The sequence below is a fragment of the Methylotenera oryzisoli genome, from assembly GCF_004661485.1.
Lineage (GTDB): Bacteria > Pseudomonadota > Gammaproteobacteria > Burkholderiales > Methylophilaceae > Methylotenera > Methylotenera oryzisoli.
Genome location: NZ_PQVH01000014.1, coordinates 116,183 through 143,121 on the forward strand (window position 1 = coordinate 116,183; position 26,939 = coordinate 143,121).

A 26,939-nucleotide genomic window follows, 5' to 3' on the forward strand; every position below is an offset into this window, starting at 1 on the left:
CCACGGTTACTATTTACCTTTCTGAGCTGCTTTAGCTTTTTCGCTCTCAGCTTTACGTTTTTCTGCAAGCTCATTCGCATCTAAATATCGATAAGTCTTTGCAACAGCCTCCATAACCAAGCCCCCATCATTAGGACCAGCCTTAGCATCAGGTTTGGCATCTTTATTTTTACCGGCAACATAAACGTCACCTAAGGTCACAATACGTGACAGTTTTGAGATATCAGTCGCAAAAGCACCTAAATCATGATAAGTACCGGTGACTTTAATCGCTATTGGCATCTCTGCATAAAACTCTGCCTGAGTTTCCTGCCCTGGTTTAAATAATTCAAACTCCAAGCCACGACTTAATCCTGCTTGGTTAATATCCGTTAGCAAACCATCAATTTGAGAGCGATCGGGCAACTGCTTCAATAGTGCGCCAAAGGTCTTTTCAATTTCAACCATCTGCGCTTGATATGCGGCTAAATTAATCGCCTGACTTTTTTTCTCGAAGTAGACCTTCCTCAACTCTTCCTCTTTTGCCTTTTCTGTATCAAAAGATTCCATTGCGGGACTCAATAACAAGTAATACCCTAACGCAAGCAGTACTAGAAAAACAACCCCGAGAAGCACCGCTTTCATTGGTGCTGGCAAACTACCAGCGTTATTGATATCTATATTATTAAAGTCTTCTAACTTCATGATTTTCTCGCACTTCCAGCTTTCGCTTTAGCACCTGCATCATCTGTTTCTGTTGTCGGCGTTTTTAAACTTACTTTAAGTGTAAATAGATTCTGCTTTTGGGCACCAACAGTAATTGCTTTAATTTCTATCAAGATAGGTGACTCCAACCAGTTAGACTGATTAAAGTTGCGTACCAATGTCGCCACCCTGGCATTGGTGTCCGCGACACCTTCGATGGTAATGACTTTACCCTCTTGCTTGATACTTTTGAGATACATGCCTTCTGGCAGCTGACGACTGAGCTCATCAAAAACAATCACGGCCTGGCTGCGATTGGTCTGCAAGTTCTCAACCACTTGCTTGCGCTCGAGCATTGCGCTGATTTGCTCTCGCAAATCTTTAATGTCAGCGATTTCTTTATCTAGCTTAGCAATCGCATTATTAAGACGCTGATTGCGCTCTAACTGAGACTCCACTTTGCTATTAATAACAGTGTAAGCCACAAATAAAATCGCACAAGCGGCAACTGCAGTAAACAACGCCATTAAGCCAAACTCACGCTGCTTCGCTTCACGCCTTATTTGACGATGCGGTAATAGATTGACGCGTATCATATTGCAAACCCCCGCATGGCAAGTCCGCAGGCAATTAATAATGCAGGAGCATCTGTAGCAGCTTGCTGTGCACGTACTTTGGCACTCATCGCCATACTATGAAATGGATTGGCAACAATCGTGTTGACTTGCGTGCGGTCTTGCACCGTTAAAGCAATCTCCGTAATGGAAGCACAACCGCCTGCTAGCACAATATGGTCGACACGATTATATTGGGTAGAGCTCGTGAAAAACTGTAACGCTCTCGCCACTTCCATTGCCAGCAACTGCACAAAAGGCTGCAACACTTCACTTTCATAACTATCAGGCAGACCGCCTTTACGTTTGGCTATTTCAGCCTCTTCTTGTGACAAACCGAAACGACGTTGTATTTCCTGCGTCAACTGCCCACCGCCAAAACTCTGCTCACGCGCATAAATCGGCGCGTTATTATGTAGCACATTAATGTGCATCATCGTCGCCCCAACATCCACGATCATCACGGTCTGCTCACGTCCTGCATTAGGGAGCTGACTAGACACTAGCGTATAAGCGGCCTCTGTTGCGTAAGACTCCACATCCATTACAATCACTTTCAATCCAGCGCCTTCAGCCGCCGCTACGCGATCTTCAATTTTTTCTTTACGCGCAGCTGCGATCAACACTTCAACTTCATCTGGATTATTGGGGGCAGGGCCAAGAACTTGGAAGTCGATATTCACCTCATCGAGTGAAAAGGGAATATATTGATTAGCCTCGGCTTCCACTTGCACCTCCATGTCTTCTTCTCGGAGATCAGCAGACATAATGACTTTTTTGGCGATCACTGCGGATGAAGGTAAGGCTAATGCAACACGTTTCTCGCGAGAGCCAAGCAACTTCCATCCGAGTTTGATAGCATCAGCGACCTTTTCAAGGTCTCCAACGTTACCATCAGCAATGGCGTCTTTGGCAAGGGGGGAGATTGAATAATTCTCAAGTTTGTAACCTCCACGCCCATCACTAATAAGCTCAACCATTTTCACTGAGGTTGAGCTTATATCAATGCCGACTAGCGGGGGTACCGATTCTGTAAAAAAGCTGAATTTCAAATTGAAATTCCTTTTCTGATTTCGTTAGTTACGAACATTTCTAATAATTTACATTAAATCCTAGCAACAACTTTAAACCCTGTAAAGCAATTTTTAATTTATTCATTTTTTTAAGCTTTATCACTCACTTTGTTCGCGTCAGCATCCATAGCAATTTATAATAGCCCTATATTTTTAGTTTATAGAAATCAAATCGCCCATGACTCCAAACAAATGGTGGCACTATCTCTTGTTAACGATCATTGTTAGCGGCCTATCTGCCATTGCTTTTGTAGGGATTGCCGTTGCAATCATTTACCCTAGCCTGCCATCGCTTGAAACGCTCACTGACTACCGTCCAAAACTGCCGTTAAGAGTGTACTCCGAAGATGGTTACTTAATCGAGGAGTTTGGTGAAGAGCGGCGCGCTTACGTCAAAATCGCAGATGTGCCAAAAAACATGAAAGATGCGGTACTTGCCATTGAAGATCGCCGCTTTTACCAGCACGGTGGCATTGACACTAAAGGCATCCTGCGCGCGATTAAGAATAACATCACCGGGGTTAGCCACGAGGGTGCCAGCACCATTACTATGCAGGTTGCCAAGAACTTTTTCACAAAACCCAATGGCAAACGCACTCTTGGCACCAAAATCAACGAGGCTTTACTCGCTATCAAAATCGAGAACAACTTAAGTAAAGATAAGATTCTTGAGCTATACATCAATCAAATCTACCTAGGCCAACGCTCCTATGGCTTTGCCGCGGCGGCGCAAGTTTATTTTGGCAAACCGCTAGAAAAACTTAACCTGGCGGAAACCGCCATGCTTGCCGGCTTACCTAAGGCACCATCTGGCTACAACCCCTACCTGCACCCTAAGCGCGCCATTGCACGCCAAATGGAAGTGTTGCGCGATATGCAGCGCTACGGTTTTATTGAGGAATCTGTTTACAAAAAAGCGCTTAATCAACCACTTAGATTTAAAGCATCCAGACAGTCTCGTGACTTATCTGCCGACTATGTTGCCGAAATGGTAAGAGAAAGCCTATACGCAACCTATCAAGATGAAATTTACAGTAGCGGGTTAAAGGTTTACACCACCGTACGTAAAACGAATCAAGAAGCGGCCAACAGCGCACTGAGAGATGGCATCTTGGATTACGATGCACGTCAGGGCTACCGAGGGCCGGAAAAGATACTTAATATCAACACAACAGTTACCGATGCCGACAAAGAGGTAATTACAGATGCGCTTAGCGACATTGATGTATCAAACGGGTTAGTTCCAGCCGCTATTACTAAAATTTCAGAAAAATCCATCACCGTGCACACTAAATTCGGAGATGACGTTGAAATCAATGGCAAAGGCCTAGCATTGATTCAGAATACACTGAATGAAAAGAAACCTGAGAAACGTTTACTAAAGGTTGGTGCAGTCATTCGCATTGTTAACGCCTCACCATCCACCCAATCGGGTCAATGGCGTATAACCCAACTGCCACAAGTTGAATCAGCACTGATTTCAATAGCCCCTGAGAATGGGGCAATTCGTGCACTGGTTGGCGGCTTTGATTTTAATCGCAACAAATTTAACCACGTCACCCAAGCATGGCGCCAACCCGGCTCTAGCTTTAAACCTTTTATTTACTCCGCCGCTTTGGAAAAAGGCTACACCCCAGCAACGATTGTTGAAGACGCGCCGCTTACATTCTCATCTGAAGAAACTGGCAACAAAGAGTGGACACCACAGAACTATGACGCCACTTTTGACGGCCCGATTCGACTCAGACAAGCTTTGGCAAAGTCAAAAAACATGGTGGCAATACGCGTGCTAGACAGCATCGGCCCAGGCTATGCGCAGGACTACATTACGCGCTTTGGCTTCGCTGCAAAAAACCACCCTGCCTACATGACAATGGCGCTGGGTGCGGGCTCAGCAACACCGATGCAAATGGCCAGTGCTTATGCAGTTTTTGCTAATGGCGGTTACCGTGTTAATCCTTATTTAATATCCAAGATTGTTGATCAAAATGGCAAGGTAGTCAGCCAAAGCAAATTTGTGACCGCTAGAAACGACGCACCGCGCGTGATCGATGCGCGCAACGCATTTATCATGAACTCGATGATGCAAGACGTGGTGAGGTATGGCACAGCTGCCAAGGCCGCACAGCTTGGCCGCGGTGACTTGGCAGGCAAAACCGGCACCACGAATGATCACTATGACGCGTGGTTTACAGGCTACAGCCCTAAACTGGTTGCAGTCACATGGGTGGGCTTCGACAAACCTAGGCGCTTAGGCCGCAACGAAACTGGCGGTTCAACTGCTCTGCCTATCTGGATCAAATACATGGCTAGCGCCTTAAGGAACGTACCTGAAACTGACATGCCTGTACCAGATGGCGTGATGGCGCTGCGCATAGATCCAACTACGGGCATCAGAGCAGACAATGATGAAAATGGTATTTACGAGTATTTCTATCACGAGAACCCGCCACCCGAAGTTGAGACCGAGTTACCGGGCATGCTAGAAGGTGGTGAGACTCTGCCACCAAGTCAGCCGCAGCAGATGCTGCAACCTGATATTACTTTGCTTCCTAGAAAAGACCTTGGTGCGAACAGGACCGCGAAACCGGCTGACGCAGCAAACGGCAAAGAGCAGAGCGCTCATAAACCTGCAGACCAAGTGCAGCAGTTACTTAACCCGCATTAAGCTCTAACACAACCGGGGTATGGTCGGATGGGCGCTCTAGCTTGCGGGGCGCCTTGTCTATATACGCAGCAACACAGAGCGCTTTCAGTGCATCACTCACTAGTATATGGTCGATGCGCATACCAAAGTTGCGCCGAAAACCCATCATGCGATAATCCCACCAACTAAAGCTTTTTTCTGGCTGTTCAAACAACCGGAAACTATCATTAAGCCCCAAACTCACCAGACGATTAAAGGCCTCTCGCTCCAGCGGGGAGACTAATATCTGCCCCTCCCAAGCCGCTGGGTCGTGGCAGTCACGGTCTTCAGGTGCAATATTGTAATCACCCAAAAGAGCCAATTTTGTATGTTGCGCCAATTCGGTCTTTAGCCATTCATTTAAGGCAGCAAGCCAGCGTAATTTATACTGATATTTGTCGGAGTCTACCGCCTGCCCGTTTGGAATGTAAGCGCACACTACCCTCACCCCATTAATATCGGCGGCAATCACTCGTTGCTGATCATCGTCAAAGTTAGGGATATTGTGCTGTACATTGAAAATGGGATGGCGGCTCAAAATAGCGACGCCATTGTAGGTTTTTTGGCCGATATGCGCGGCGTGGTAGCCCAACTCAGAAAACGCAGCATAAGGAAACTTGCTATCTTCCTGTTTAGTTTCTTGTAAACACAGCACATCCGGCTGATTCGCAGTTAACCAATCAAGTACATGCGGTAATCTCACATTCAGCGAGTTGACGTTCCAGGTGGCGAGTTTCATAGGCTTAAGATAGAAATGAATGAAGGGGGTCAGGTGCGCAACTCTAGCATGTGCCTATACGTGAGTCAAAAATCTGAATCCGTAAGCTAAGCGCTTTGCAACGCAGTAGACAATCTCTGAGCAAATACCTGCGTCAGCCATTCACGCCATATGATAAAGTCCACCTTTTTTACAACACCAATTTCAGAAAAGCTAGCCAGTGATAAAAGCCGCAATATTTGACATGGACGGTCTGCTGATCGATTCAGAACGCATCATCATGCAAGCCTGCATTAGTGCCGCGCAACAAGTCGGCATCACCTATACTCAGGCGGAATATGTGGAGCTGATTGGTCGCGCGGGGCCAGACTCCACACGCATTATGACGGCGCAACTAGGCGGCACGGAACGATTTAATCTGGTGGTGCAGGGCTTAGACGCCCGATTAGCAAGCTTGAACAACACATTCCCATTAAAGCCTGGTGTACACGCCCTGCTGCAGCACTATCAAGCGCACGATATTATTTGCAGTGTTGCATCGTCTTCTGCTAAACACCACATCACTCAGCGCTTAAGTCAGGTAGGTGTAAGTGATTACTTCCACCACATTACCAGCGGGCAAGAGGTGGGACGAGGCAAGCCTAATCCGGACATTTATTTGTTAGCCATTCAAAAACTAGGCCTACCTGCCGAAGCATGCATCGCATTTGAAGATAGTGAAATGGGCGCACGTGCGGCGATTGCAGCTGGCTTGAAGGTCGTAGTGGTACCAGACTTAAAGCAACCCAGTGACTTTGTAAGACGACACTGCCATCAAGTAGTCGACAACCTGTCGGATTGGTTAAACTGCATTTAATGGCTTAAGTCTGAACACATTTAGTCATGGAGTTACGCCCCGGCATAAATACGCATGCCAGCCTACGTAACTCCGCACACCGAGGATTAAAGATTATGAGGCCATGCCACTATGGCGCAGTAAAGCATCCAAGCTCGGCTCCCGACCTCTAAATGCAACAAAGGACTCCATTGCCGGACGGCTACCGCCCTTAGCTAGCACCTCATTTTTAAAGCGCGTGCCAGCTTCGCCGGACAACACACCCATTTCTTCAAACAGGCTGTAGGCATCAGCAGATAGCACTTCAGCCCATTTGTAACTATAGTAGCCCGCAGCATAACCACCTGCAAAAATATGCGAGAAACTGTTGGGGAAACGATTCCAGTGCGGTGGCCGCATCACCGCCACCTCGTCGCGCACTTGTTCGATTAAGTCTAAGGCCGTGAGTTTGCCGTTAGGGTCAAAGTCACCATGCAATCGCATATCAAATAGTGAAAATTCGATTTGGCGTACCATTTGCATGCCAGCCTGGAAGTTTTTCGCTGCCACCATTTTGTCAAACAGTTCTCGTGGTAATTGTGCGCCCGTATCCACATGGGCTGTCATTTGGCGCAGCACTTCCCACTCCCAGCAAAAGTTCTCCATAAATTGGCTAGGTAACTCCACCGCATCCCATTCCACCCCTTTAATGCCAGATACGCCATATTCATCCACCTGGGTGAGCATATGGTGCAAACCATGCCCAAACTCGTGGAACATCGTAATGACTTCATCATGGGTAAACAGCGCAGGCTTACCGCCCACTGGAGCTGAGAAGTTGCACGTCAGATAGGCTACCGGAAGTTCTACGCCATTGGCATGCTGGCGGCGGCTAATACATTCATCCATCCAGGCGCCACCACGCTTGTGGTTACGTGCATATAGGTCTAAATAAAAATAAGCAATCGGTTGATTTTCGCTACTACTGATCTCATAGAAGCTCGCATCAGGATGCCATACCGGCGCATCCACTTTACGCACATGCACACCAAAAATGGTTTCTGTTACCTTAAACAAGCCAGCCAGCACTTTGTGCTCGGGAAAATATTGTTTTACCTCTTGGTCAGAGAATGCATATTTTTCTTGTCGCAGTTTTTCACTGACATAGGCAACATCCCAAGCTTGCATATCGGTAATGCCGAGTTTGTTGGCATAGGCCGTGAGCGCTTCCATATCTTGCTGCGCATAAGGTTTGGCACGTTTGGCCAGGGTATCCAGAAAGTCCGTCACTTGCTTAGGTGTGTCTGCCATTTTGGTTGCCAGTGAAAGCTCAGCAAAGTTATTAAACCCCAGCATTTGCGCTTCTTCTTGCTTCAGCTTAAGAATATCGCGAATCAACCCGGTGTTGTCCCACTCTGGCTTACTCAGCTCAGAAGCACGTGTAGCGTAGGCTCGGTATAAAACCTCACGCAGCGCTCGATTATCCGCATATTGCAGCACTGGCATATAAGATGGAAAGTGCAGGCTAAACTGGTAACCTTGCTTACCATCCACTTTAGCAGCCTCTTGCGCTGCTTCAATCGCATCTTCTGGTAATCCAGCCAAATCTGCCAGATGCTCAACCGTATGCTTAAAATCGTTCGTGTTATCCAGTATATTTTCTTCAAACTTGGCGCCTAGCTTAGACAGCGCCTCACTCACTGCCTTGAACCTAACCTTTTGCTCTGCCGGCAGCTCCGCTCCACCTAATTTAAAATCGCGCACTTCTTTATTGATAATAGTTTGCTGTGTAGCAGTCAGCGTAGCAAAAGCCGCACTGGATTGAATCGCTTTAAATTTTGCATACAGGCGCTCATCTTGCGATAAGTCACTGTAAAAGTCTGTCAGCTTAGCTAAATTATCGTTATATGCCTCGCGCAGCTCCGGACTATTCACCACGGCGTTCATATGTCCAACTTGGCTCCAGCTACGGCCTAACTTTTCGCTATGATCCTCTAGCTTAACTGCAAAATTCTGCCAAGTAGGCGCTTCAGTACTGGTCGCCAGCTGCTCAACCAGTGCACGCCCCTCCGCAATTAAACTATCCACCGCCGGGCTCACGTGCTCAGGTTTGATTTCGTTAAATTTTGGTAAGCCAGCAAAATGTAATAATGGGTTTGACACAGGTAATCCTTAAAACTGCATGAATAAGACGCATTAGTTGATAAGACGTAAGCACAGTGGGTAGCGATAAGTCTCGCCATTACTAGTAGAGATGGCGGCGACTATACATAAAACAACATTGAACAACCAAATAATTCCCAGCAGTAAGAAACCAACCAAAATGGCAATCAGTACACCCGCAGCAAATTGTGCAATAAGAATGGTGATTTGAAAGTTCAGCGCCTCTTTGGCCTGCGCTGATAAATATTCGTTGTCGTCTTTCTTTAACAACCACACAATTAAAGAAGGAATGAACGAAAACAACACGCCACTCAAGTGCGTAATAGTTGCGATGTTTTTATCATCATTACTTGGAACAAATAACGCGTTGCTCATGACCAGCCCTCTCCTTATTGAATCTGATTAAACTTAGCAAGATTGAGTTCAATTTTTTCTATGTCTGTTAAGTTTAAAACTTTACGTGCCTGCACCTTGAGCTCAGCCAATTGGCTATGCAACACTTGCTGCTTAACACTCAGAATGTGTGAAGGGTGCATAGAAAGCTGCTGCAGCCCCATGCCCAACAACAGCTTGGTAAACCTTGCGTCACCTGCCATTTCGCCACAAACGGATACGGATTTGCCCAACTTAATGCCAGCTTTAATTGTCATTGAAATCAGTTTCAGAATGGAGGGATGCAGCGGGTTGTACAAATGCGCAACCGCATCATCGGTACGATCAATCGCCAACGTGTATTGAATTAAATCGTTAGTACCGATTGACAGAAAATCCAGCTCATTGGCAAAGGCCTCTGCGTTAATCGCCGCAGCAGGAATCTCTATCATGCCGCCCAACGTAATGTTTTCATCAAACGGGATATTGTCTTTACGTAAACTTTGTTTGGCACGCTCTAGCAACAGCTTGGTCTGCCTTAGCTCAGAAAGTGTGCACAGCATAGGGATTAAAATCTTGATATGCCCAAAGTGCGAAGCACGCAACAATGCACGCAACTGGGTATGAAAGAGCTGCGGCTCAGCCAAACATAAGCGAATGGCGCGCAAACCCAATGCCGGGTTGGCGCAACTCACAACCGTATCAGAATTAACCTGCTTATCAGCCCCGATATCCAAAGTACGAATAGTGACTGGCGCCCCCTTCATTGCCTCAGCTACTGCCTTATACGCCAAGAACTGTTCTTCTTCATCAGGCGTATCGTGGCGATTCATAAAAAGAAACTCGGTACGATACAAACCAATGCCGGTGGCACCAGCAAGCTTCACGGCTGCCACATCTTCCGGCACTTCAATATTCGCCAGCAAGTCGATACTAATGCCGTCAATGGTCACCGCCTTGGTGCTCTTGATTCGTTTCAGCTTTTGCTGCTCAAGCTCCCACTGGTCCTGACGCAGCTTGTATTCGGCCAAAATCTCTTTGGACGGGCTAACAATCACAATACCCAAATTACCATCGACAATAATCAACTCGCCATCATTGATTAGGTCGCGCGCACGCTGCAAAGCTACAATAGAGGGAATATTAAGGCTGCGTGCCAAAATGGCGGTATGCGAAGTCACGCCGCCTACATCGGTAATAAATGCAGCAAATTGATGCTGCTTAAATTGAATCGCGTCAGCCGGTGAAATATCATGGGCCACCAAAATCAGCTTGCGCTCCTGATGCATAGCGCTAATTTGTTGCTCACTACTCAGTTGACTGGGATGCCCCAATAATGCCTTGATGATGCGCTCAACAACTTGCACCACATCCTGTTTGCGCTCACGAAAATAGACATCTTCAATCTGCTCAAACTGCTCAACGATATCATCCATTTGCAGTTTGATTGCCCACTCGGCATTGCACTGCTCACGCCTGATAATATCCTGAGGCACTTCGGTTAAAGACTTATCCTCCAGCATCATCAAATGCGTACCAACAAACGCACTTAGCTCTGCGGGCGCATTTTTACGTAAACTATGATTAATCTGTTCCAGTTCAAATTTAACACTGGCAATCGCCTCGTTAAAGCGATCAATTTCTGTTTCAATCAAATGCTTGGGTAATTGATAATGCACAACCTCCAGCAAAGCATTAGACACGAGATGTGCCTGCCCGATGGCGATGCCGCTAGAAACGGCCACACCATGAATACTAAAGCTTGGGTTGGTTAAATTACTCATTCATCCTCACCGAAACGGTTATTAATTAAGTCAACCAAAGTGTCGATAGCAGACACCTCATCAGCGCCATTGGCTTCTAAGGTCACCATAGAGCCCTTTGCTGCCGCCAGCATCATCACACCCATAATACTTTTAGCGTTAACACGGCGGCCATTACGTGTAATCCACACCTCGCTAGCAAACTTACCAGCGGCTTGCGTAAGCTTGGTCGATGCGCGTGCATGCAACCCTAGTTTGTTAATAATTTCCAGTTCTTTACTAATCATGCTTTGGACCTAGTTATTTGTAAAATCTATTAATTGGAGGATTCCGGCTCATAACGTTCGCACTGCTGGCCGGTAAACTGCACCACCCCCTCACGACCGCCACTGATGGCTTTTTCTACAACGACAGCAAGGGGCTCTTGCCGGTAAGTCATGGCGCGTACCAGCATAGGCAAGCTAATACCAGCCACACCGGCCACCATGCCGGGCTGTATCAATTTGGTGACAATATTGCATGGTGTTGCCCCATACATATCAGATAGCACTAGCACGCCATCCCCGCTATTTAACTGCGCAACCAAAGCCTGTGCTTTGGGTAGCATAATATTGGGGTCATCCTGACTATTCACCGCCAGTGCTGCTGTTTGCGCTGGCGCTCCGCCTAGCACGTGGTTGGCACATGCAATCAGGCTTTCGCCTAGCGCACCATGCGTCACAATCAAAATACCTATCATTGTTTAATACCAATCCTATTTATTTTAATGCTTAGTCTTACTTTAACTCTTGCGTTTATTTTAATTCGCGGTGCCGTGTTAGGACCTTTTGTTTATCTTTAAAGTATTGACTCAACATTTCCACCAAATACACAGAGCGATGCTGGCCACCTGTACAGCCAATCGCCACCGTGAGATAACTGCGATTATCCAGTACAAAACATGGCAACCATTTTTCAACATAACTTCTAATATCATGCATCATATCGCTCACGGTTGCATGATCTTTTAAAAAGTCCTGCACTTTCTCATCTCGCCCAGTCAGATCACGGAGCGCAGGGTCATAATGAGGGTTAGGCAAGCAGCGCACATCAAACACAAAATCCGCATCTAACGGAATGCCATGCTTAAATCCAAACGAGGTAAACAACAAGGTCAAGCCTGTATGCTCGATAGAAACCACCTCTTTCACCCAGCCACGCAGTGTATTAGCACTGAGATAACTAGTATCGATCACATGCCCAAGGCTACCTAACCCACTCAGTAAATCACGCTCCAGCGCGATACTCTCGGCCAGTGTGATAGAGGCTTCACTCAACGGGTGTTTACGTCTGGTCTCACTAAAACGTTTAACCAAAGTTTCAACATTGGACTCTAAAAACAACACCTGTACATCAATATTTTGCGCCTTGAGCTGGTCAATATGCATCGGCAAGGTTTCAATCGCAGCGCTACGGCTATCAATACTGATAGCAATGCGTTGACGGTTCGCGTCTAGGTGCTCTGCAATCGTATCCAGCATAGTGGCAGGCAAATTATCAATACAGTAATAGCCACTATCTTCCAGTGCGCGCAATGCAATACTCTTACCTGAACCAGAAAGTCCAGTGACAATAATCAGTTGTTTCATTAGTATTAATGAGTCATTGTTGTTGAGTCGATACAGAAATTACTTGTGCTGCTTCATTGCGCGTTGCTGGCGCTGCATGAGCTGCTTAGTTGCGTTTATCCCACGGAGCAACAGCATATGGTTACGCACAGCCACCTCAACCAACACCGCAATATTGCGCCCCGCAGCAATCGGAATGTGTACCTTGGTCACCTTTAACCCAAGTACTTCTTCATGCTGCGTTTTAATACTTAGTCGGTCCAGCATCTGCAAAGTTTGCAGGTCTGCTTTTTCGAGCTGAATAATTAAATCCAGAGGCTTGGTCGGTTTAACTGCGTTATCACCAAACAATGCACGTATATTCAAAATACCCAAGCCGCGGACTTCCAGAAAGTCTTCCAACAGGGGTGGGCAACGCCCTTCAATGCGCTCAGGCGATATTCTGAAAAAGTCCACAATATCATCGGCAATCAAGCGGTGTCCGCGTGAAATGAGCTCTAATGCCAGCTCACTCTTACCGATAGCGGCTTCGCCTTTTAGTAGCACGCCAAAACCCTGCACCTCCATAAACACGCCATGCACGCTGATAGTTTCAGCCATCGCCTGCGCCAAGAAGTGGCTCAATATATCCATGAGCTCAGGGCTACGTAAGGTAGAGGTAAATAATGGAACGTTATGAAGATTGGCTGCTGCCAATAATATATCAAGTACTTTTTCCCCGTTAGCAACAATGACAGCAGCTAGGTCGGTAGAAAATAAATTATTAATTGCACGCTCTGCATCAGCAGTGGGCAAATTGGAGATATAGTCCATCTCGGCACAGCCTAACACCTGCACTCGATTAGGATGTACAAAGTTAAGATGGCCTATTAGCGCCAGGGATGGTTTAGTAACTGTTTCGCTGGTGAGAGTATTTGACCCGCCGTTGAGTCCTGCAACCCAACTTAACTTGAGTTTACGGCGGGTTTGTTTGAATAGCTCAGCGACGTTGAATTGAGCCATATTTAAGGTAACAAAAAGAATTAAATACTAAAAAACTCAGTCAATGTTTTGATGCTTAACTGCACCATTCGCTTTGTGATGATTCGTATTTTTCTCTTTATGTTTCACCACTTGACGGTCCAGCTTGTCGGTCAACATATCGATTGCACTATACATATTTTCATCTTGGCATTCTGCGTGTAAATCATTACCAGGCACATGCAGTGTAGCTTCAACCTTTTGAGCCAGCTTTTCGACACTCATGGTCACCTTGACATCGATCACATGATCAAAGTGATTGCTGATTTTAGTTAATTTACTGGTGACATAGTCACGTAAAGCGGGCGTAATTTCTAAATGATGACCTGTTAATTGTAAATTCATGACTTGCTCCTTTTGAAAATATTCCGCAAATATTAATTGTCAGAGATTCGTGATTAAGACTTACAGAACAATTTCAGTTTACAACTTTTCACTGGGTCTGTGGCAAGGAATTCAACAATTTTTTAAAGAGATTTCAACAATCAACTTATAAGGATTTTCTTAAGCTTGCCGGCGCAATGTTCATAGACTCACGATACTTCGCAATCGTGCGCCGCGCGACCACAATCCCCTGTTTTGCTAGCAAATCGGTAATCTGATTATCGGAGTAAGGCTTCCTTGGGTTTTCTTGATCCACCAACTGCTTAATCAAGGCGCGGATTGCGGTTGCCGAACAGGTGCCGCCAGCATCGGTTGCTACCGAGCTGCCAAAAAAGTATTTCAGCTCAAAAATACCGCGCGGTGTCAGCATGTATTTATTGGTCGTCACTCGCGAAATGGTCGACTCGTGCAAATCAAGTTCATCCGCAATCTCCCTTAACACCAGTGGGCGCATGGCAACCTCACCGTACTCCAGGAAATTACGCTGCCTGTCTACAATCGCCTGCGATACACGCAAAATCGTAGAAAAGCGCTGCTGAATATTTTTAATCATCCACTTGGCTTCTTGCATCTGACTTTGCAGGTACTGACTAGAGCTATCACGATTACGCTTCAAAATGCCAGCATAAAGCTGATTGATTTTCAGTTTAGGAATCACGCTGTCATTTAAACTTGCAATCCAGATACCCTTTACTTTTTTGACAATCACTTCATGCTGTATGTAGTGCTCTGAACCAATATGGCTAAAAGCGCTGCCAGGACGCGGGTTTAAGCTGGTGATTAACTGCTGCACTTGCTTTAAAGTTGCGTCGTCACAGCCCAGTTCTTTACGCAGCTTCACAAAATCACGCGAGGCCAACACTGGCAGGTAGTGCTTTGCGACCAGACTAGCTAACGCCAGATGCGGTGTATATTCGGGCAATACATCTAGTTGCAGCAGCAAACTCTCGCTCAAACTGCGGGCGCCTACCCCGGGCGGATCTAAATGCTGAACATGACGCAGTGCCGTTTGCAATTCAATCGCATCAATTTCCAGCTCTTCAGGCATCAGCTCAGCAATTTCTTCTAACGACTGCTCTAAATAGCCATCATCATTGATGCTATCTACCAACATTAGCACTAGCGACTGATCACGCTCTGACAACGGCATCAGCTTTAGCTGAGAGAGCAAGTGCTCACGCAAGCTTGTTTGCAGGGTTTCTTGCGGCTTGAAGTCACTGTCATCATCTGCCGGCATGGTATTTTCATCCCAGCGACTGCCATTTGAAAACTCATCAAACTCATCATTAAATTCAGCCGAGAATGTATCCGCATACTCGGTAGTCGGCACCTCAAACTCCGCTGATTCGGAGGCATCAGTAACACTAGACATGCCAGACTCCGAGCCACTGAACTCACCCACAGATTCTACATACTCAACATCAAAGCTTTCTGCATCTTGTTTGGCCTCACCAGCCTCAAGGCTGGAAGGCGACAAGTCAGTCCCATCGACCACAGGCTCAACAGCGTTGCCGTATTCATCTTCAGTATCATCCCCCCTCTCCAGCAAAGGATTGGTCTGCATCAACACGTCGATTTCTTGATTCAACTCCAGCGTGGAAAGCTGCAATAGGCGAATAGCCTGCTGCAACTGCGGAGTCAGTGATAGATTCTGTGAGAACTTTAGCTGTAAACCTTGCTTCATAGGCGGAAATCTTTACCCAAATACACTTCACGTACACTTTCGTTTGCAACAATTTCAGCCGGCACACCCGAAGCAAACACATGCCCTTGGTTCACAATATAGGCTCGATCACAGATACCTAAGGTTTCACGAACGTTATGGTCAGTAATCAACACACCAATATTGCGGGCACTTAAAAAGCGGATAATTTGCTGAATATCAATTACGGCAATCGGGTCTATGCCGGCAAAAGGCTCATCTAACAGTATAAAACTGGGGTCCGATGCCAGACAGCGTGCAATTTCCACACGGCGGCGCTCACCGCCAGACAAACTCACGGCTGCGCTGTCGCGAATATGCGAAATGTGCAACTCTTCTAGCAAGGATTCCAAACGAGCGGACATTTCCTCCTCAGAGATATCCTGCAATTGCAAAATAGCCAAAATATTTTCAGATACCGTTAGTTTACGGAAAATAGAGGCTTCCTGCGGCAAATAAGACAAACCCATTCTGGCACGCATATGAATCGGCATATGGCTTAAATCTGCGCCATCTAGGGCAATTTTTCCCGCGTCCAGCGCCACCAGCCCTACAATCATGTAAAAGCTGGTGGTTTTACCCGCGCCATTGGGGCCTAATAGGCCTACGACCTCACCACTTTTAATCGTTAAAGAGATGTCCTGCACTACCGTGCGGGCACCGTAGGATTTACGCAAACTTTCTACAGTTAATTCGCTCATCGTTGTTCACTTATCATGCAGTTATCGTCGTTTCAAAAATTATTGAGCGCTGGCAGCATTTTTGCTGACTTCCAAGGTACGGCTGAATCTTGCGTCTTTTACTGTAGGGATCGGGCCATTGCTGCTAGAACTCTCTGGTTTAGCCTTAGTGGCAGGCTCCACCGGCTTAACTTCTACTGGCGCTTTTTTGTTTTTAGGCTGAATCACTGCTCGCACACGGCCGGAGCCCGGTGTTGCAGACTGTGAATTACCACCTATCACCTCTGCATATTCGGCATTCGCATCGTACATAATGTAATCGCCATGCACTACATCCTCGCCACGCTTCACCCAAGCTTTGGTGTAGAGCTGCACTTTATCCATACGCCCATCATATTCAATGCGTTGCGCGCTACCCTGTATGTACTCACTCTTGCCTTCAAGCTTCTGCTTAAAGGTGGTAGGGTTGCCAAGAGAGGTGCTGTGCTGAAAACCTTCTTTGTCTTCACGCACCACCAATTTATCTGCATGTATCTCCAATGTGCCCTGGGTAAGAATCACATTACCGCTGTAAGTGCTGATTTGTTTTGCATCATCGACCTTCATCGTATCCGCTTCCAAATCAATTGGTTTATCGCGATCTGCCGCTTCTGCCCAAGCGCGTCCGGCTACACCCATCAACAAGCACCCACACAATAGGAGAGTCGAGAATGTACTGGTGTTAATCATAAAAAGCTGCCTATTCATAGCGTCTCCGAATGCGCGCATGGTTATTTGGTTTATCTTGCTGAGCCCCCACCACTGGCTTCTTAGCCTTAGGCGGGGCGTCATTTTTGGTGTCTGGTATCACTGCTTTTTTTGCTTTTGCTTTGGGTGGCTCGTAATGTGCTCGCACCTTATGTAGCAAAGTGACCGTTTGTTGCTTTTGTTCATAAATCATCCCCGTCGCGTGCACCACCGTGCCGGGCGCCTGTTTAATCACCACAGGCCTATCTGTTGTTGCATACTCTTCATTAGGTAAAATTTTGAGCGCGTCTGTTTCTATCGTCATGACGCCCTTTTCACCAAAAGCCTCCCGCAACACCAGCACATTACCCAATACATCAACCTCCTCACCATCACTGGAGACATTGCCAGTATCTCCCTCTAACTTGGTGTAAGGCTTATCCTTCGCAAACCGGGTAAAACGCGGCTTAATCAAATCTGTGGAGTCCTGATCAGGAAAGTGCTTCATTTCCTCCGCGGCCAATTTATAACGCAGCGCGCCATTCACATCGGTTTGCGTAGTCACGAAATTATGCATGATGTAATCGGGATCATGACGACTACTACCATCCAACTTAGGTGCCAACGGCTGCACCGCCTTATTAATCCAGAACGTCAGCAAAGCTAACAATAGTAGCAGCACCAATGGAAAAACAATTGCTGATTTTGTACCTAGCTGCATACTTAAATACCCGTGCTTTTCATAGCAGATTGCATTAACCGTTTATCCATGCCGGTAGCGTTTTTCACTTAGTTCGCAATGCTAGCTTGTGTTAAAAACTGCGCCATTTGCCCGTCAAATGTGTCTTGCGCCTGCATAATCAACTCACAGACCTCACGCACAGCACCGCGCCCACCTTTTTTATAGGTGACATAGTGCGCGTGCTTAAGCAACAAATCAGGAGAGTCTGGCACTGCAATCGCCAAACCGCAACGCAGCATTGGCGGCAAATCAACCACATCATCCCCCATAAAAGCACACTGCTCCGGGGCCAAACCAGTTCGTTTCATTAAATCCTGCAAGGCAGCCAGCTTATCTTCCGCGCCTTGGTAAAAATGTACAACGCCCGTACTTTCTGCGCGCTTCCTTACTACTTCAGAAGTGCGCCCGGTAATGATTGCCACGTTAACACCGGTTGCTTTCAATAGCTTCATTCCTAAGCCGTCGTGTGCATGAAACGTCTTATACTCCTGACCATCATCACCTATCGTCAAACCGCCGTCTGTCATCACACCATCGACATCCAGCACCAGCAAGCGAATGTTCTTCAGGCGCTGTGTAAGCTCTAAACTATTTTCTGCGCCGCTCATCTAAACCACCTTTGCCAATAAAAGGTCATGCATATTCAATGCCCCCACCAAATGCCCAGCAGCGTCTACAACCAGCAAGCCGTTAATTTTACGCTGCTCCATAATCTCAACCGCCGCAATCGCCAACTGATCTTGATGGATAGTACTAGGGTTAACATGCATCACATCCAAAATCTTGGCAGTCATCACGTTCACATTTTGTGCAAAGGCACGCCGCAAATCACCGTCGGTAAAAATACCGACTGGCTCATGCTCAGCATTGACTACGGCCGTCAGCCCTAGCCCCTTGCGTGACATCTCGAGCAAAGCCTCAGCCAGGCTAGCATGTTCAGGCACATGTGGCACACCATCTCCGGTACGCATCACATCACAGACATGCACCAGCAAACGACGCCCTAAACTGCCACCCGGATGCGACCTTGCAAAATCCTCGGCGGTAAAATCTCGTAAATCCAGCACACACAGCGCTAAAGCATCACCCAGCGCCAGTGCCACTGTAGTGCTCGAAGTCGGCGCCAAACCTAAGGGGCAAGCCTCACGGCTAACATGCGCACTCAAATGAATATCTGCGGCCGTTGCCAAGCTGGAGGCGTCATTCCCGGTAATCGCAATAATGCTGGCACCTAAACGCTTTAAAGGTGGAACAATCGCCAGCACCTCGTCACTCTCTCCTGAGTTGGAGAGTGCAATCACCACATCACCCGCGGTAATCATGCCCAAATCCCCGTGACTAGCTTCCGCAGGATGCATAAAAAAGGCTGGTGTTCCGGTACTTGCCAGTGTAGATGCTATTTTTCCGCCAATATGGCCAGATTTCCCCATGCCAGTAACGACCACACGTCCTTTACACTGCAAAATCAAAGAAACAGCTTCACTGAAACGATGATCCAAACGTTGCGCCAACGCCTCTATCTCACTAGACTCTAGTTGCAAAATCTCTTTTGCCAAGGCGAGTGTCTGCGCTTGATCGCCTAATTGCGATTCGCTCAAGTCACTTGATTTTTTAATCTGCGTCGACGACACCATAACTTTATCTACACTTAAATTTAATCTACGCTTAATGCAGTTGATTGATCATTTTGTAACAATTAAAACCCGATTAAAAGTCTTAGGTAACTAGTATAAAAGGGATTGCTTTGAGGATAAAGCATAATGCATGACGAATATCAGAATATTGCCAAAAATAATCTATCTTGGGCATAGTTTTTGCTAATGCTCAGCGCTTTTTACAAAAAATACGAAAAATCGACTAAGATATTCCTAGTTTTGGATGTGCTTTGTGAAACAATAGATAATCGTAAGAATTTAATAATAAAAAATAGCCGCTAATAAAGACAATTATGTCAGGTACACTTCCATTAATTCTCATCCTGCTCATCAGCTCAGTTCTGGCTGTTGCGCTTTTTCGTAAGTTACAACTACCCGCCATGCTAGCCTACTTTTTGGTCGGCTTGGCGCTGGGGCCTCACACCTTTGGCGTCCTTCCCGACGATGAAGCCAGCCGCGAGTTCGCGGAGTTTGGCATCGTGTTTTTAATGTTTAGTATCGGCTTGGAATTCAGCCTGCCCCAACTGTACGCGATGCGCAGAAAAGTACTCGGACTTGGCGGCGCGCAGGTATTTATCACACTAGCTCTCACCATGTGCCTTGCAAAACTGGCCGGGGTGAACTGGGCGGCAGCATTTGTGATTGGCGCCGCGCTTACCATGTCTTCCACGGCGATTGTTTCAAAAATCTTAGCAGAGCGCATAGACTTAAACTCAAGACATGGGCGCCTAAGCATTGGCGTACTGCTGTTTCAAGACATTATCGTAGTGCCTGTTTTAGTGCTAATACCGGCGCTGGGCGCCGCAAACGCCAACATTTTTGACGTACTGGGGCTGGCTACGTTAAAAGCGATAGGCATGCTGCTGTTTTTATTTACAGTTGGCAAATGGCTGGTAAACCCTTTATTCAATCTGGTAGCTAGCCAACGCTCACGCGAGTTATTTGTCATGAATGTGTTGATGGTAACGTTGCTTGTTGCCTTTGCCACCAAGACTGCAGGCTTGTCTTACGCTTTGGGTGCTTTTGTTGCCGGCATGCTGATTTCTGAAACCAAATACCGCTATCAGGTTGAGTCTGACATCGCCCCTTTCCGCGACATTCTGCTGGGCTTATTTTTCATCAGCGTCGGCATGCTGCTTAATATTACAGAAATCGTCAATAACATCGGCATCATTATGCTGACGCTATTTGGGTTTATTCTGTTAAAAGCCATCATCGTGACAGCCGTCGTGCGCTTCGTGAAATATGAAATCGGCGTTGCTATACGTACCGGTATCATTCTGGCGCAAGCAGGTGAGTTCGGTTTTGTAATTTTGGCACTAGGCGCAGAACAAAAGTTGATTGCAGGCCCCACCTTGCAAGTGGTACTAGCTGCAGCGCTACTTTCCATGGTGATTGCACCGTTCCTGATTCAATATAACGGCCGCATCGCCAGACGCTTAGCCCGCAGTTACACCCGCAATAGCAGCCAAATCATCGAAGAAATAGATGAAGGCAGCAAGCACTTGCATAATCACGTAGTCATTTGCGGTTATGGCCGTAGCGGACAGTATCTTGGCCGCTTCCTGAAAGAGGAAAACATCCCCTACGTTGCGTTGGATATTGACCCATCTAGGGTGCTGGAGGCCTCAGCAGCGGGCGAGAATGTCATGTTTGGTGACGCAGCCAGACGTGTGGTACTGGAAGCGGCCGGTGCCGGTAGAGCCAAAGCGCTGATTATCAGTTATGCCGACAATCGCGCTGCCATGAAGATTCTGCATATCGCACAGGAAAGCTACCCGCAATTACCAGTCATCGTACGTACCGTAGATGATGCCAATATGGAGGCATTGCGTGAAGCCGGTGCCACTGAGGTCGTACCGGAGATTCTGGAAGGCAGCTTGATGCTAGCATCGCATGCATTAATGCTGCTTGGCGTACCACTCAACCGTGTAGTGAAGCGCATCAGAATCTTTCGTGAAGAACGCTACAGCATGTTTAAAGGCTACTTCCGCGGCATTTCCGATGCAGAGAATGAGGAAATTGCCAAACAAGAAGTGCGGCTGCACTCGGTCATTATCACAACTGGCGCTTATGCTATCGGCCGCTGCCTCAACGATATGCAACTCGACAGCTTTGACGTCATCATTAAAAACATTCGCCGCCCACACGCCAACAGCGCACATATGACTAACGAAAGCCTGCTTGCTGAAGGCGATGTAGTAGTATTGCTCGGCCAGCCAGCAGGCTTGGCAAATGCAGAAAACGCGCTATTAATGGGGCGCGTGGCAAATAAATAAACGTTTAAATGACTTGAGTATCTAATGGCTAAACCACACACCATGATTATTGGCGGCGGCATTGTAGGCTGCATGACCGCAATGGAGTTAATTAACAAAGGCCATCGCGTCACCATCGTTGAGCGCAATCAAATCGCTAGCCAAACTTCAGGTGAATCATCCTGGGCTGGCGGCGGCATTATATTTCCGTTACTACCATGGCAATATTCTGAGCCCGTGAACGCCCTGACCAAGCACAGCGCCAACTTCTACCGTTCACTATCACAACAGTTGCAGCAAGAAACCGGTCTGCCGACCGACTTTGCACAATCCGGCTTTTTACTGCTGCCAAAATTTGACCTCAATGCCGCGCAGGCATGGTGTACACACAACGATGTCAGCTTTCAGCCTGTTAGGGCCAGCGCCTTTGGCGTGCAGTCACTCGAGGGAGAGAATGCGCTATGGTTGCCCACCGTATGCCAAATACGCCCTCCGTACCTAATGCAGGCTATGCGCAAATGGCTAGAGCTGCATCATGTTACGATGCTGGAACACACACAACTCATGCCGCTGGAGGAAAGCCAGCAGCTTAATGAATGGCAAACCACCAGCGGAGAAAAACTCAGTGCAGATCAGTTCGTGGTCACCTCTGGCGCATGGAGCTTTGACCTACTCAAAGCCACCAGCGCTAAATTGAATATCAAGCCAATGCGTGGACAGATTTTGCTCTACCAACCACAAAACAATCTAGAGCAAATGGTGTACAAAGAAGGTTTTTATATGATTCCGCGCTTGGATGGTTACCTGCTGGCTGGCAGCACACTCGAAGACGTGGGGTTTGATAACGGCGTAACAGAAGCGGTACGTGCAGAACTGCGTCTCAAAGCCGAAGCCATTATGCCAGCGCTAAAAGGCCAAGCCATCATTAAGCACTGGAGCGGACTACGCCCAGGTACCCCTGAAAACCTACCAACCATAGGTGCGCACCCTACCATTAAAAACCTGTACTTAAATACAGGGCATTTTAGATACGGGCTGACCATGGCACCAGCCAGCGCCGAACTAATCGCAGCCATTATGACGGGTGATAGCCCGGCGCTAGACGCAACCCCCTACGCATGTGCCAGCTAACACACGCGGCCTAAGCTATATTAACTGCAAATACCGTAAAAACATGATTGATTCTTTTCACCATTTAAGCAGAATTTACCTATACGTAGATTTTAAGCATTGGTAAAATAACACTCAATCCCACACGGCTTTTTGCTAACAGGAAGCCAGCCAGTAAACTAGGACAGAACATGCTGCTAATGATCGATAACTATGACTCATTCACCTACAACTTGGTGCAATACCTTGGTGAACTCGGCCAAGAGGTGCAGGTGTACCGTAATGATGAAATTGATTTAGCCAAAGTTGCAGAGCTTAAGCCAGACCACATCGTGGTCTCACCCGGCCCCTGCACACCGAATGAGGCCGGCATCAGCGTGCCTTTGATTAAAGAGTTTGCAGGTAAAATCCCATTATTAGGGGTTTGCCTAGGCCATCAAAGTATTGGCCAAGCGTTTGGTGGCAACATCATTCATGCCAAACAGTTAATGCATGGCAAAACCTCGCTGATACACCATAAAAATATCGGCGTATTTAAAGACCTACCTAACCCCTACACCGCGACGCGCTATCACTCATTAGTGATTGAGAAAGAAACCTTGCCGGACTGTCTGGAAATTACTGCATGGACCGACGATGGTGAAATCATGGGTGTGCGCCATAAAACACTAGCTGTTGAAGGCGTACAGTTCCACCCCGAATCCATCCTAACCGAACATGGGCACGCGCTTTTGAATAATTTTTTGAAAGCCTAAACCCATGAGTTATGCACAAACGCTGACCCGTTTAATTAACGGTGAAAGTTTAAGCTTTGCTGTCATGCAAGGTTTAATGCAACAAATCATGGCGGGCGAACTCAGCGCTGCACAGATTGCCGGTGTGCTGGTCGCACTGCGCATTAAAGGTGAAACTGTAGACGAGATTGCAGCGGCAGCCAGCGTGATGCGCTCACTTTCGACCAAAGTAGAGATTCAAGACACCTACCATTTAGTTGATACCTGCGGCACAGGTGGTGATGGCATACAGACGTTCAACATCTCTACGGTCAGTGCCTTTATTGCGGCAGCAGCCGGTGCCAAGGTAGCCAAACATGGCGGCCGCTCCGTATCTTCCACCTGCGGCAGTGCAGACGTACTCGAGGCATTGGGCGTTAACGTTAACTTAACGCCTGAGCAAGTGGCTAACTCGGTGAACCAAGTTGGCCTAGGCTTTATGTTCGCACCAAATCACCATAGCGCAATGAAACATGCAGCACCGGTAAGGCGCGAGCTTGGCATTCGCACGTTATTTAACCTGCTAGGCCCGCTGACCAATCCGGCCAATGCCAAGCGTCAGGTCATGGGCGTCTTTTCACCTGACCTGACAGGTAAATTAGCGCGTGTATTAAAACAACTAGGTAGTGAACATGTGATGGTAGTGTGTGGTGCCGATGGCATGGATGAGATTTCATTTACCGGCGACAGCTATATTGCAGAACTTAAGCAGGGTGAAGTACATGAGTACACGGTGAACCCCGCTCAGTTTGGCCTAAAACTGCACGACTTAAACAGCATTAAAGTTAGCAACGCACAAGAATCCAAAGACATGATTCTCGATTTACTCTCCGGAAAAATCGGCCCGGCACGCGATATTGTGTTGCTGAATGCAGGCGCGGCAATTTATGTTTCCGGTATCGCACATACGCTCGCAGACGGTATTAACACTGCGGCGGACATGCTAGATGGCGGCAAAGCCATGCAAAAACTACAAGCACTGATTGCCACTACCAACGCATGAGTCATGCCGCCAAACATCTGTGCTATGCACTGATCCTAGCCTTTGCTTTATGTGCATGTAACCAGCCCAGCGCCGAAAGCAACCTAGCATCGCCGCTGGCAGAACAAGCCAGCACCAGTAACCGCAGCATTGAGCAGGCATTTTCTGCCAAGCAGAGCAATATACAGGTCTCAGGTACGGGCGTTGTCGTCAAAGTACTTGCCGACGACAACAAAGGGGCTAGACACCAAAAGTTTCTGGTAAAAATCAACCCACAGCAAACCCTGCTATTTGCGCATAATATAGACTTAGCCCCCAGAGTCCCCTTGCAGGCAGGTGATACAATTTCGTTTAGCGGTGAGTATGTATATAATCCAAAAGGCGGAGTTATCCATTGGACGCACCATAGCCCCAAAGGCAACCACCCGGGCGGCTGGGTCATGCATAACAATGAGAAATACCAGTAACGCGATGTAACGCCACCGTACCCATTGATTGATTAATGTAATAGCGAAAGCAATATGTCTGACATTCTGAATAAAATTATCGCCACCAAAACGCAAGAGGTTGCTGCAGCGAAAGCTGCCAAACCACTAGCCGTCGTGCAGCAAGAGGCTGCTGCGGCCGTGGCAACAAGGGACTTTGTAGGCAGCATCCGTGCAAAAATCGCCAACAACCAAGCCGCGGTCATTGCAGAAATCAAGAAGGCCAGCCCATCCAAAGGTGTGATTCGTGCCGACTTTCAGCCTGCCGCTATTGCCACCAGCTACGAACAAGGTGGTGCCGCGTGTTTGTCGGTACTGACCGATGTCGAATATTTTCAAGGGTCACCCGAGTACCTGAAGCAAGCCCGTGCAGCATGTAGCTTACCGGTATTACGCAAAGACTTTATGATAGACGCTTATCAGGTCTACGAAGCGCGCGCGATGGGTGCTGATTGCATTCTGCTGATTGCAGCCGCAATTGATTTAGCCAAAATGCGTGAACTGGAAACCATCGCACATAGTTTAGGCATGGCGGTCTTGGTTGAAGTGCATAACGGTGAAGAGCTAGACCTTGCCTTACAGCTAGACACCCCATTGCTCGGCATTAACAACCGTAATTTACGCACCTTTGATGTCACGCTGGACACCACGCTAGGCTTGTTAGCACGTATTCCCGCACATAAAATCGTGGTTACAGAGTCTGGTATTTTCACCCAAGCCGACGTTGCGCTGATGCGTCAAAACCATGTCCATACATTTTTAGTTGGCGAAGCATTTATGCGCCAGCCTGAGCCTGGCATTGAATTAGCAAAGGTGTTCGCTTAACGCCTGCAGCCCTCGCCAAGTAGCTATAGAGCGGGGCGCGACTGCGGCACTATTTTTATTGAGGTTTAATCATGAGCTATCCCTATTCTCGTCCGCGTCGTATGCGCAAAGACGCATTCTCCCGCCGCCTAATGCGGGAAAATGTACTCACCAGCAACGACCTAATTTACCCAGTATTCGTGCTAGATGGCGAAAACCGCATTGAAGAAGTGGCATCGATGCCAGGCGTGCAACGCCAAAGCATAGACAACCTGCTGAAAACCGCAGCAGAATGTGTAGCCCTAGGCATTCCGGCCATTGCCTTATTTCCAGTGGTGGATAGTGAGTTCAAAAGCTTAGACGCTGCTGAAGCCTATAACCCGGATGGCCTGGTGCAACGTACCGTTGCAGCGCTAAAAACCAATTTTCCAGAACTGGGCGTCATTACAGATGTCGCTTTAGACCCATACACGACCCACGGCCAAGATGGATTGATTGACGCCTCTGGCTATGTGCTCAATGACGAAACCATCGAAGTATTGGTGAAACAGGCCATCTCCCACGCCAATGCCGGTGCTGACGTTGTTGCGCCAAGCGACATGATGGATGGCCGTGTAGGCCAGATTCGCGAAGCACTGGAGAGCACGCAAAATATACACACTAAAATTCTAGCTTACTCGGCTAAGTACGCCTCTGCATTTTATGGTCCGTTTCGCGATGCGGTAGGCTCTGCGGCCAACTTGGGCAAGGGCAATAAATACACTTACCAAATGGATCCTGCCAATAGCGATGAAGCTATGCAAGAGGTCGCGCTGGATATCTCAGAAGGCGCTGACATGGTGATGGTGAAACCTGGCATGCCTTATTTAGACATAGTACGCCGCGTTAAAGATGAGTTCGGCGTGCCGACTTTTGCATACCAAGTGAGTGGTGAATATGCCATGCTCAAAGCCGCTGCTCAAAACGGCTGGTTAGATGAAAAATCTTGCGTGCTAGAAAGCCTGCTTGCATTTAAGCGTGCTGGCGCTGACGGAGTTTTGACTTACTTTGCTATGGATGTAGCGCGCTGGCTGCAGGAAACTGACGCATAACCATTTGCATCCGCACCACGCAAGCCTGATGGG

The 26,939-nt window shown here is 47.5% G+C and carries 27 protein-coding genes; 9 read left to right on the plus strand and 18 right to left on the minus strand.

Features of this window, described 5'->3' with window-relative positions; translation table 11 throughout:
- Positions 1 to 9 precede the first annotated feature (9 nt).
- The 3 genes from C3Y98_RS11720 to C3Y98_RS11730 are packed head-to-tail and all read right to left on the minus strand — an operon-like array spanning position 10 to position 2,350.
- On the minus strand, positions 10 to 684 hold the full coding sequence (locus C3Y98_RS11720) for a type IV pilus inner membrane component PilO (RefSeq protein ID WP_135278771.1): 675 nt from the start codon (positions 682 to 684) through the stop codon (positions 10 to 12).
- Complete coding sequence (locus C3Y98_RS11725; protein ID WP_135278772.1) at positions 681 to 1,280, minus strand: PilN domain-containing protein; 600 nt, start codon at positions 1,278 to 1,280, stop codon at positions 681 to 683. Before C3Y98_RS11725 ends, C3Y98_RS11720 begins: the two co-directional genes overlap by 4 nt.
- The gene (locus C3Y98_RS11730) at positions 1,277 to 2,350 is read right to left on the minus strand and encodes a pilus assembly protein PilM (RefSeq protein ID WP_135278773.1); all 1,074 of its coding nucleotides are present in this window, start codon (positions 2,348 to 2,350) and stop codon (positions 1,277 to 1,279) included. Before C3Y98_RS11730 ends, C3Y98_RS11725 begins: the two co-directional genes overlap by 4 nt.
- Positions 2,351 to 2,549: 199 nt before the next feature.
- Here C3Y98_RS11730 and C3Y98_RS11735 point away from each other — a divergent pair, with 199 nt between their 5' ends.
- The gene (locus C3Y98_RS11735) at positions 2,550 to 5,039 is read left to right on the plus strand and encodes a penicillin-binding protein 1A (RefSeq protein WP_135278774.1); all 2,490 of its coding nucleotides are present in this window, start codon (positions 2,550 to 2,552) and stop codon (positions 5,037 to 5,039) included.
- Here the strand turns inward: C3Y98_RS11735 and xth are convergent.
- Entirely contained in the window at positions 5,026 to 5,796 is a 771-nt protein-coding gene (xth, locus tag C3Y98_RS11740) for an exodeoxyribonuclease III (RefSeq protein ID WP_135278775.1), read from the minus strand. The two genes, C3Y98_RS11735 and xth, sit on opposite strands and share 14 nt — an antisense overlap.
- Before the next feature lie 199 nt (positions 5,797 to 5,995).
- On the opposite strand from xth, the gene C3Y98_RS11745 reads away from it, so the two are divergent.
- Entirely contained in the window at positions 5,996 to 6,631 is a 636-nt protein-coding gene (locus C3Y98_RS11745; protein ID WP_135278776.1) for an HAD family hydrolase, read from the plus strand.
- A gap of 93 nt (positions 6,632 to 6,724) precedes the next feature.
- On the opposite strand, the gene C3Y98_RS11750 is transcribed toward C3Y98_RS11745, so the two are convergent.
- From C3Y98_RS11750 to C3Y98_RS11815, 14 genes are all read right to left on the minus strand, one after another.
- Positions 6,725 to 8,752 (minus strand): M3 family metallopeptidase, encoded by a 2,028-nt coding sequence (locus C3Y98_RS11750; protein WP_135278777.1) that lies wholly within the window; start codon positions 8,750 to 8,752, stop codon positions 6,725 to 6,727.
- Between the two features lie 33 nt (positions 8,753 to 8,785).
- Positions 8,786 to 9,127: a DUF4870 domain-containing protein gene (locus tag C3Y98_RS11755; protein ID WP_135278778.1), complete on the minus strand. Its 342-nt coding sequence runs from the start codon at positions 9,125 to 9,127 to the stop codon at positions 8,786 to 8,788.
- A 14-nt stretch (positions 9,128 to 9,141) separates the two neighbouring features.
- Positions 9,142 to 10,908 (minus strand): phosphoenolpyruvate--protein phosphotransferase, encoded by a 1,767-nt coding sequence (ptsP, locus tag C3Y98_RS11760; RefSeq protein WP_135278779.1) that lies wholly within the window; start codon positions 10,906 to 10,908, stop codon positions 9,142 to 9,144.
- Entirely contained in the window at positions 10,905 to 11,174 is a 270-nt protein-coding gene (locus tag C3Y98_RS11765) for an HPr family phosphocarrier protein (RefSeq protein WP_135278780.1), read from the minus strand. Before C3Y98_RS11765 ends, ptsP begins: the two co-directional genes overlap by 4 nt.
- Before the next feature lie 29 nt (positions 11,175 to 11,203).
- A complete protein-coding gene (locus C3Y98_RS11770; protein ID WP_135278781.1) occupies positions 11,204 to 11,626 on the minus strand; it encodes a PTS sugar transporter subunit IIA in 423 nt (140 codons plus the stop codon).
- 55 nt (positions 11,627 to 11,681) lie between these two features.
- Positions 11,682 to 12,515, minus strand: coding sequence for an RNase adapter RapZ (rapZ, locus tag C3Y98_RS11775; RefSeq protein WP_135278782.1), 834 nt, complete (start codon positions 12,513 to 12,515; stop codon positions 11,682 to 11,684).
- A gap of 39 nt (positions 12,516 to 12,554) precedes the next feature.
- Entirely contained in the window at positions 12,555 to 13,496 is a 942-nt protein-coding gene (gene hprK, locus C3Y98_RS11780; protein WP_135278783.1) for an HPr(Ser) kinase/phosphatase, read from the minus strand.
- 36 nt (positions 13,497 to 13,532) lie between these two features.
- Positions 13,533 to 13,859 (minus strand): ribosome hibernation-promoting factor, HPF/YfiA family, encoded by a 327-nt coding sequence (gene hpf / locus C3Y98_RS11785; protein ID WP_015833100.1) that lies wholly within the window; start codon positions 13,857 to 13,859, stop codon positions 13,533 to 13,535.
- Between the two features lie 145 nt (positions 13,860 to 14,004).
- A complete protein-coding gene (locus tag C3Y98_RS11790; protein WP_135278784.1) occupies positions 14,005 to 15,582 on the minus strand; it encodes an RNA polymerase factor sigma-54 in 1,578 nt (525 codons plus the stop codon).
- Positions 15,579 to 16,301: an LPS export ABC transporter ATP-binding protein gene (gene lptB / locus C3Y98_RS11795; RefSeq protein WP_135278785.1), complete on the minus strand. Its 723-nt coding sequence runs from the start codon at positions 16,299 to 16,301 to the stop codon at positions 15,579 to 15,581. The genes C3Y98_RS11790 and lptB overlap by 4 nt, the downstream gene beginning before the upstream one ends.
- Before the next feature lie 39 nt (positions 16,302 to 16,340).
- Complete coding sequence (gene lptA / locus C3Y98_RS11800; protein WP_135278786.1) at positions 16,341 to 17,027, minus strand: lipopolysaccharide transport periplasmic protein LptA; 687 nt, start codon at positions 17,025 to 17,027, stop codon at positions 16,341 to 16,343.
- Complete coding sequence (lptC, locus tag C3Y98_RS11805) at positions 17,020 to 17,727, minus strand: LPS export ABC transporter periplasmic protein LptC (RefSeq protein WP_135278787.1); 708 nt, start codon at positions 17,725 to 17,727, stop codon at positions 17,020 to 17,022. Before lptC ends, lptA begins: the two co-directional genes overlap by 8 nt.
- A gap of 68 nt (positions 17,728 to 17,795) precedes the next feature.
- On the minus strand, positions 17,796 to 18,356 hold the full coding sequence (locus tag C3Y98_RS11810; RefSeq protein ID WP_135278788.1) for a KdsC family phosphatase: 561 nt from the start codon (positions 18,354 to 18,356) through the stop codon (positions 17,796 to 17,798).
- Entirely contained in the window at positions 18,357 to 19,382 is a 1,026-nt protein-coding gene (locus tag C3Y98_RS11815) for a KpsF/GutQ family sugar-phosphate isomerase (RefSeq protein WP_135278789.1), read from the minus strand.
- 314 nt (positions 19,383 to 19,696) lie between these two features.
- Between C3Y98_RS11815 and C3Y98_RS11820 the strand changes: the two genes are divergently transcribed.
- The 7 genes from C3Y98_RS11820 to hemB all read left to right on the plus strand — a co-directional run bounded on the left by C3Y98_RS11820 (position 19,697) and on the right by hemB (position 26,906).
- On the plus strand, positions 19,697 to 21,682 hold the full coding sequence (locus C3Y98_RS11820; protein WP_135278790.1) for a cation:proton antiporter: 1,986 nt from the start codon (positions 19,697 to 19,699) through the stop codon (positions 21,680 to 21,682).
- 24 nt (positions 21,683 to 21,706) lie between these two features.
- Positions 21,707 to 22,792 (plus strand): NAD(P)/FAD-dependent oxidoreductase, encoded by a 1,086-nt coding sequence (locus C3Y98_RS11825; RefSeq protein ID WP_135278791.1) that lies wholly within the window; start codon positions 21,707 to 21,709, stop codon positions 22,790 to 22,792.
- Between the two features lie 170 nt (positions 22,793 to 22,962).
- Positions 22,963 to 23,526, plus strand: a complete 564-nt coding sequence (locus C3Y98_RS11830; protein WP_135278792.1) for an aminodeoxychorismate/anthranilate synthase component II — start codon at positions 22,963 to 22,965, stop codon at positions 23,524 to 23,526.
- Between the two features lie 4 nt (positions 23,527 to 23,530).
- A complete protein-coding gene (trpD, locus tag C3Y98_RS11835) occupies positions 23,531 to 24,547 on the plus strand; it encodes an anthranilate phosphoribosyltransferase (protein WP_135278793.1) in 1,017 nt (338 codons plus the stop codon).
- Positions 24,544 to 24,993, plus strand: coding sequence for a DUF3465 domain-containing protein (locus C3Y98_RS11840; RefSeq protein WP_135278794.1), 450 nt, complete (start codon positions 24,544 to 24,546; stop codon positions 24,991 to 24,993). The genes trpD and C3Y98_RS11840 overlap by 4 nt, the downstream gene beginning before the upstream one ends.
- 54 nt (positions 24,994 to 25,047) lie before the next feature.
- Complete coding sequence (gene trpC, locus C3Y98_RS11845) at positions 25,048 to 25,836, plus strand: indole-3-glycerol phosphate synthase TrpC (protein WP_135278795.1); 789 nt, start codon at positions 25,048 to 25,050, stop codon at positions 25,834 to 25,836.
- A gap of 71 nt (positions 25,837 to 25,907) precedes the next feature.
- The gene (gene hemB, locus C3Y98_RS11850; protein ID WP_135278796.1) at positions 25,908 to 26,906 is read left to right on the plus strand and encodes a porphobilinogen synthase; all 999 of its coding nucleotides are present in this window, start codon (positions 25,908 to 25,910) and stop codon (positions 26,904 to 26,906) included.
- The last annotated feature ends 33 nt before the right edge of the window (positions 26,907 to 26,939 follow it).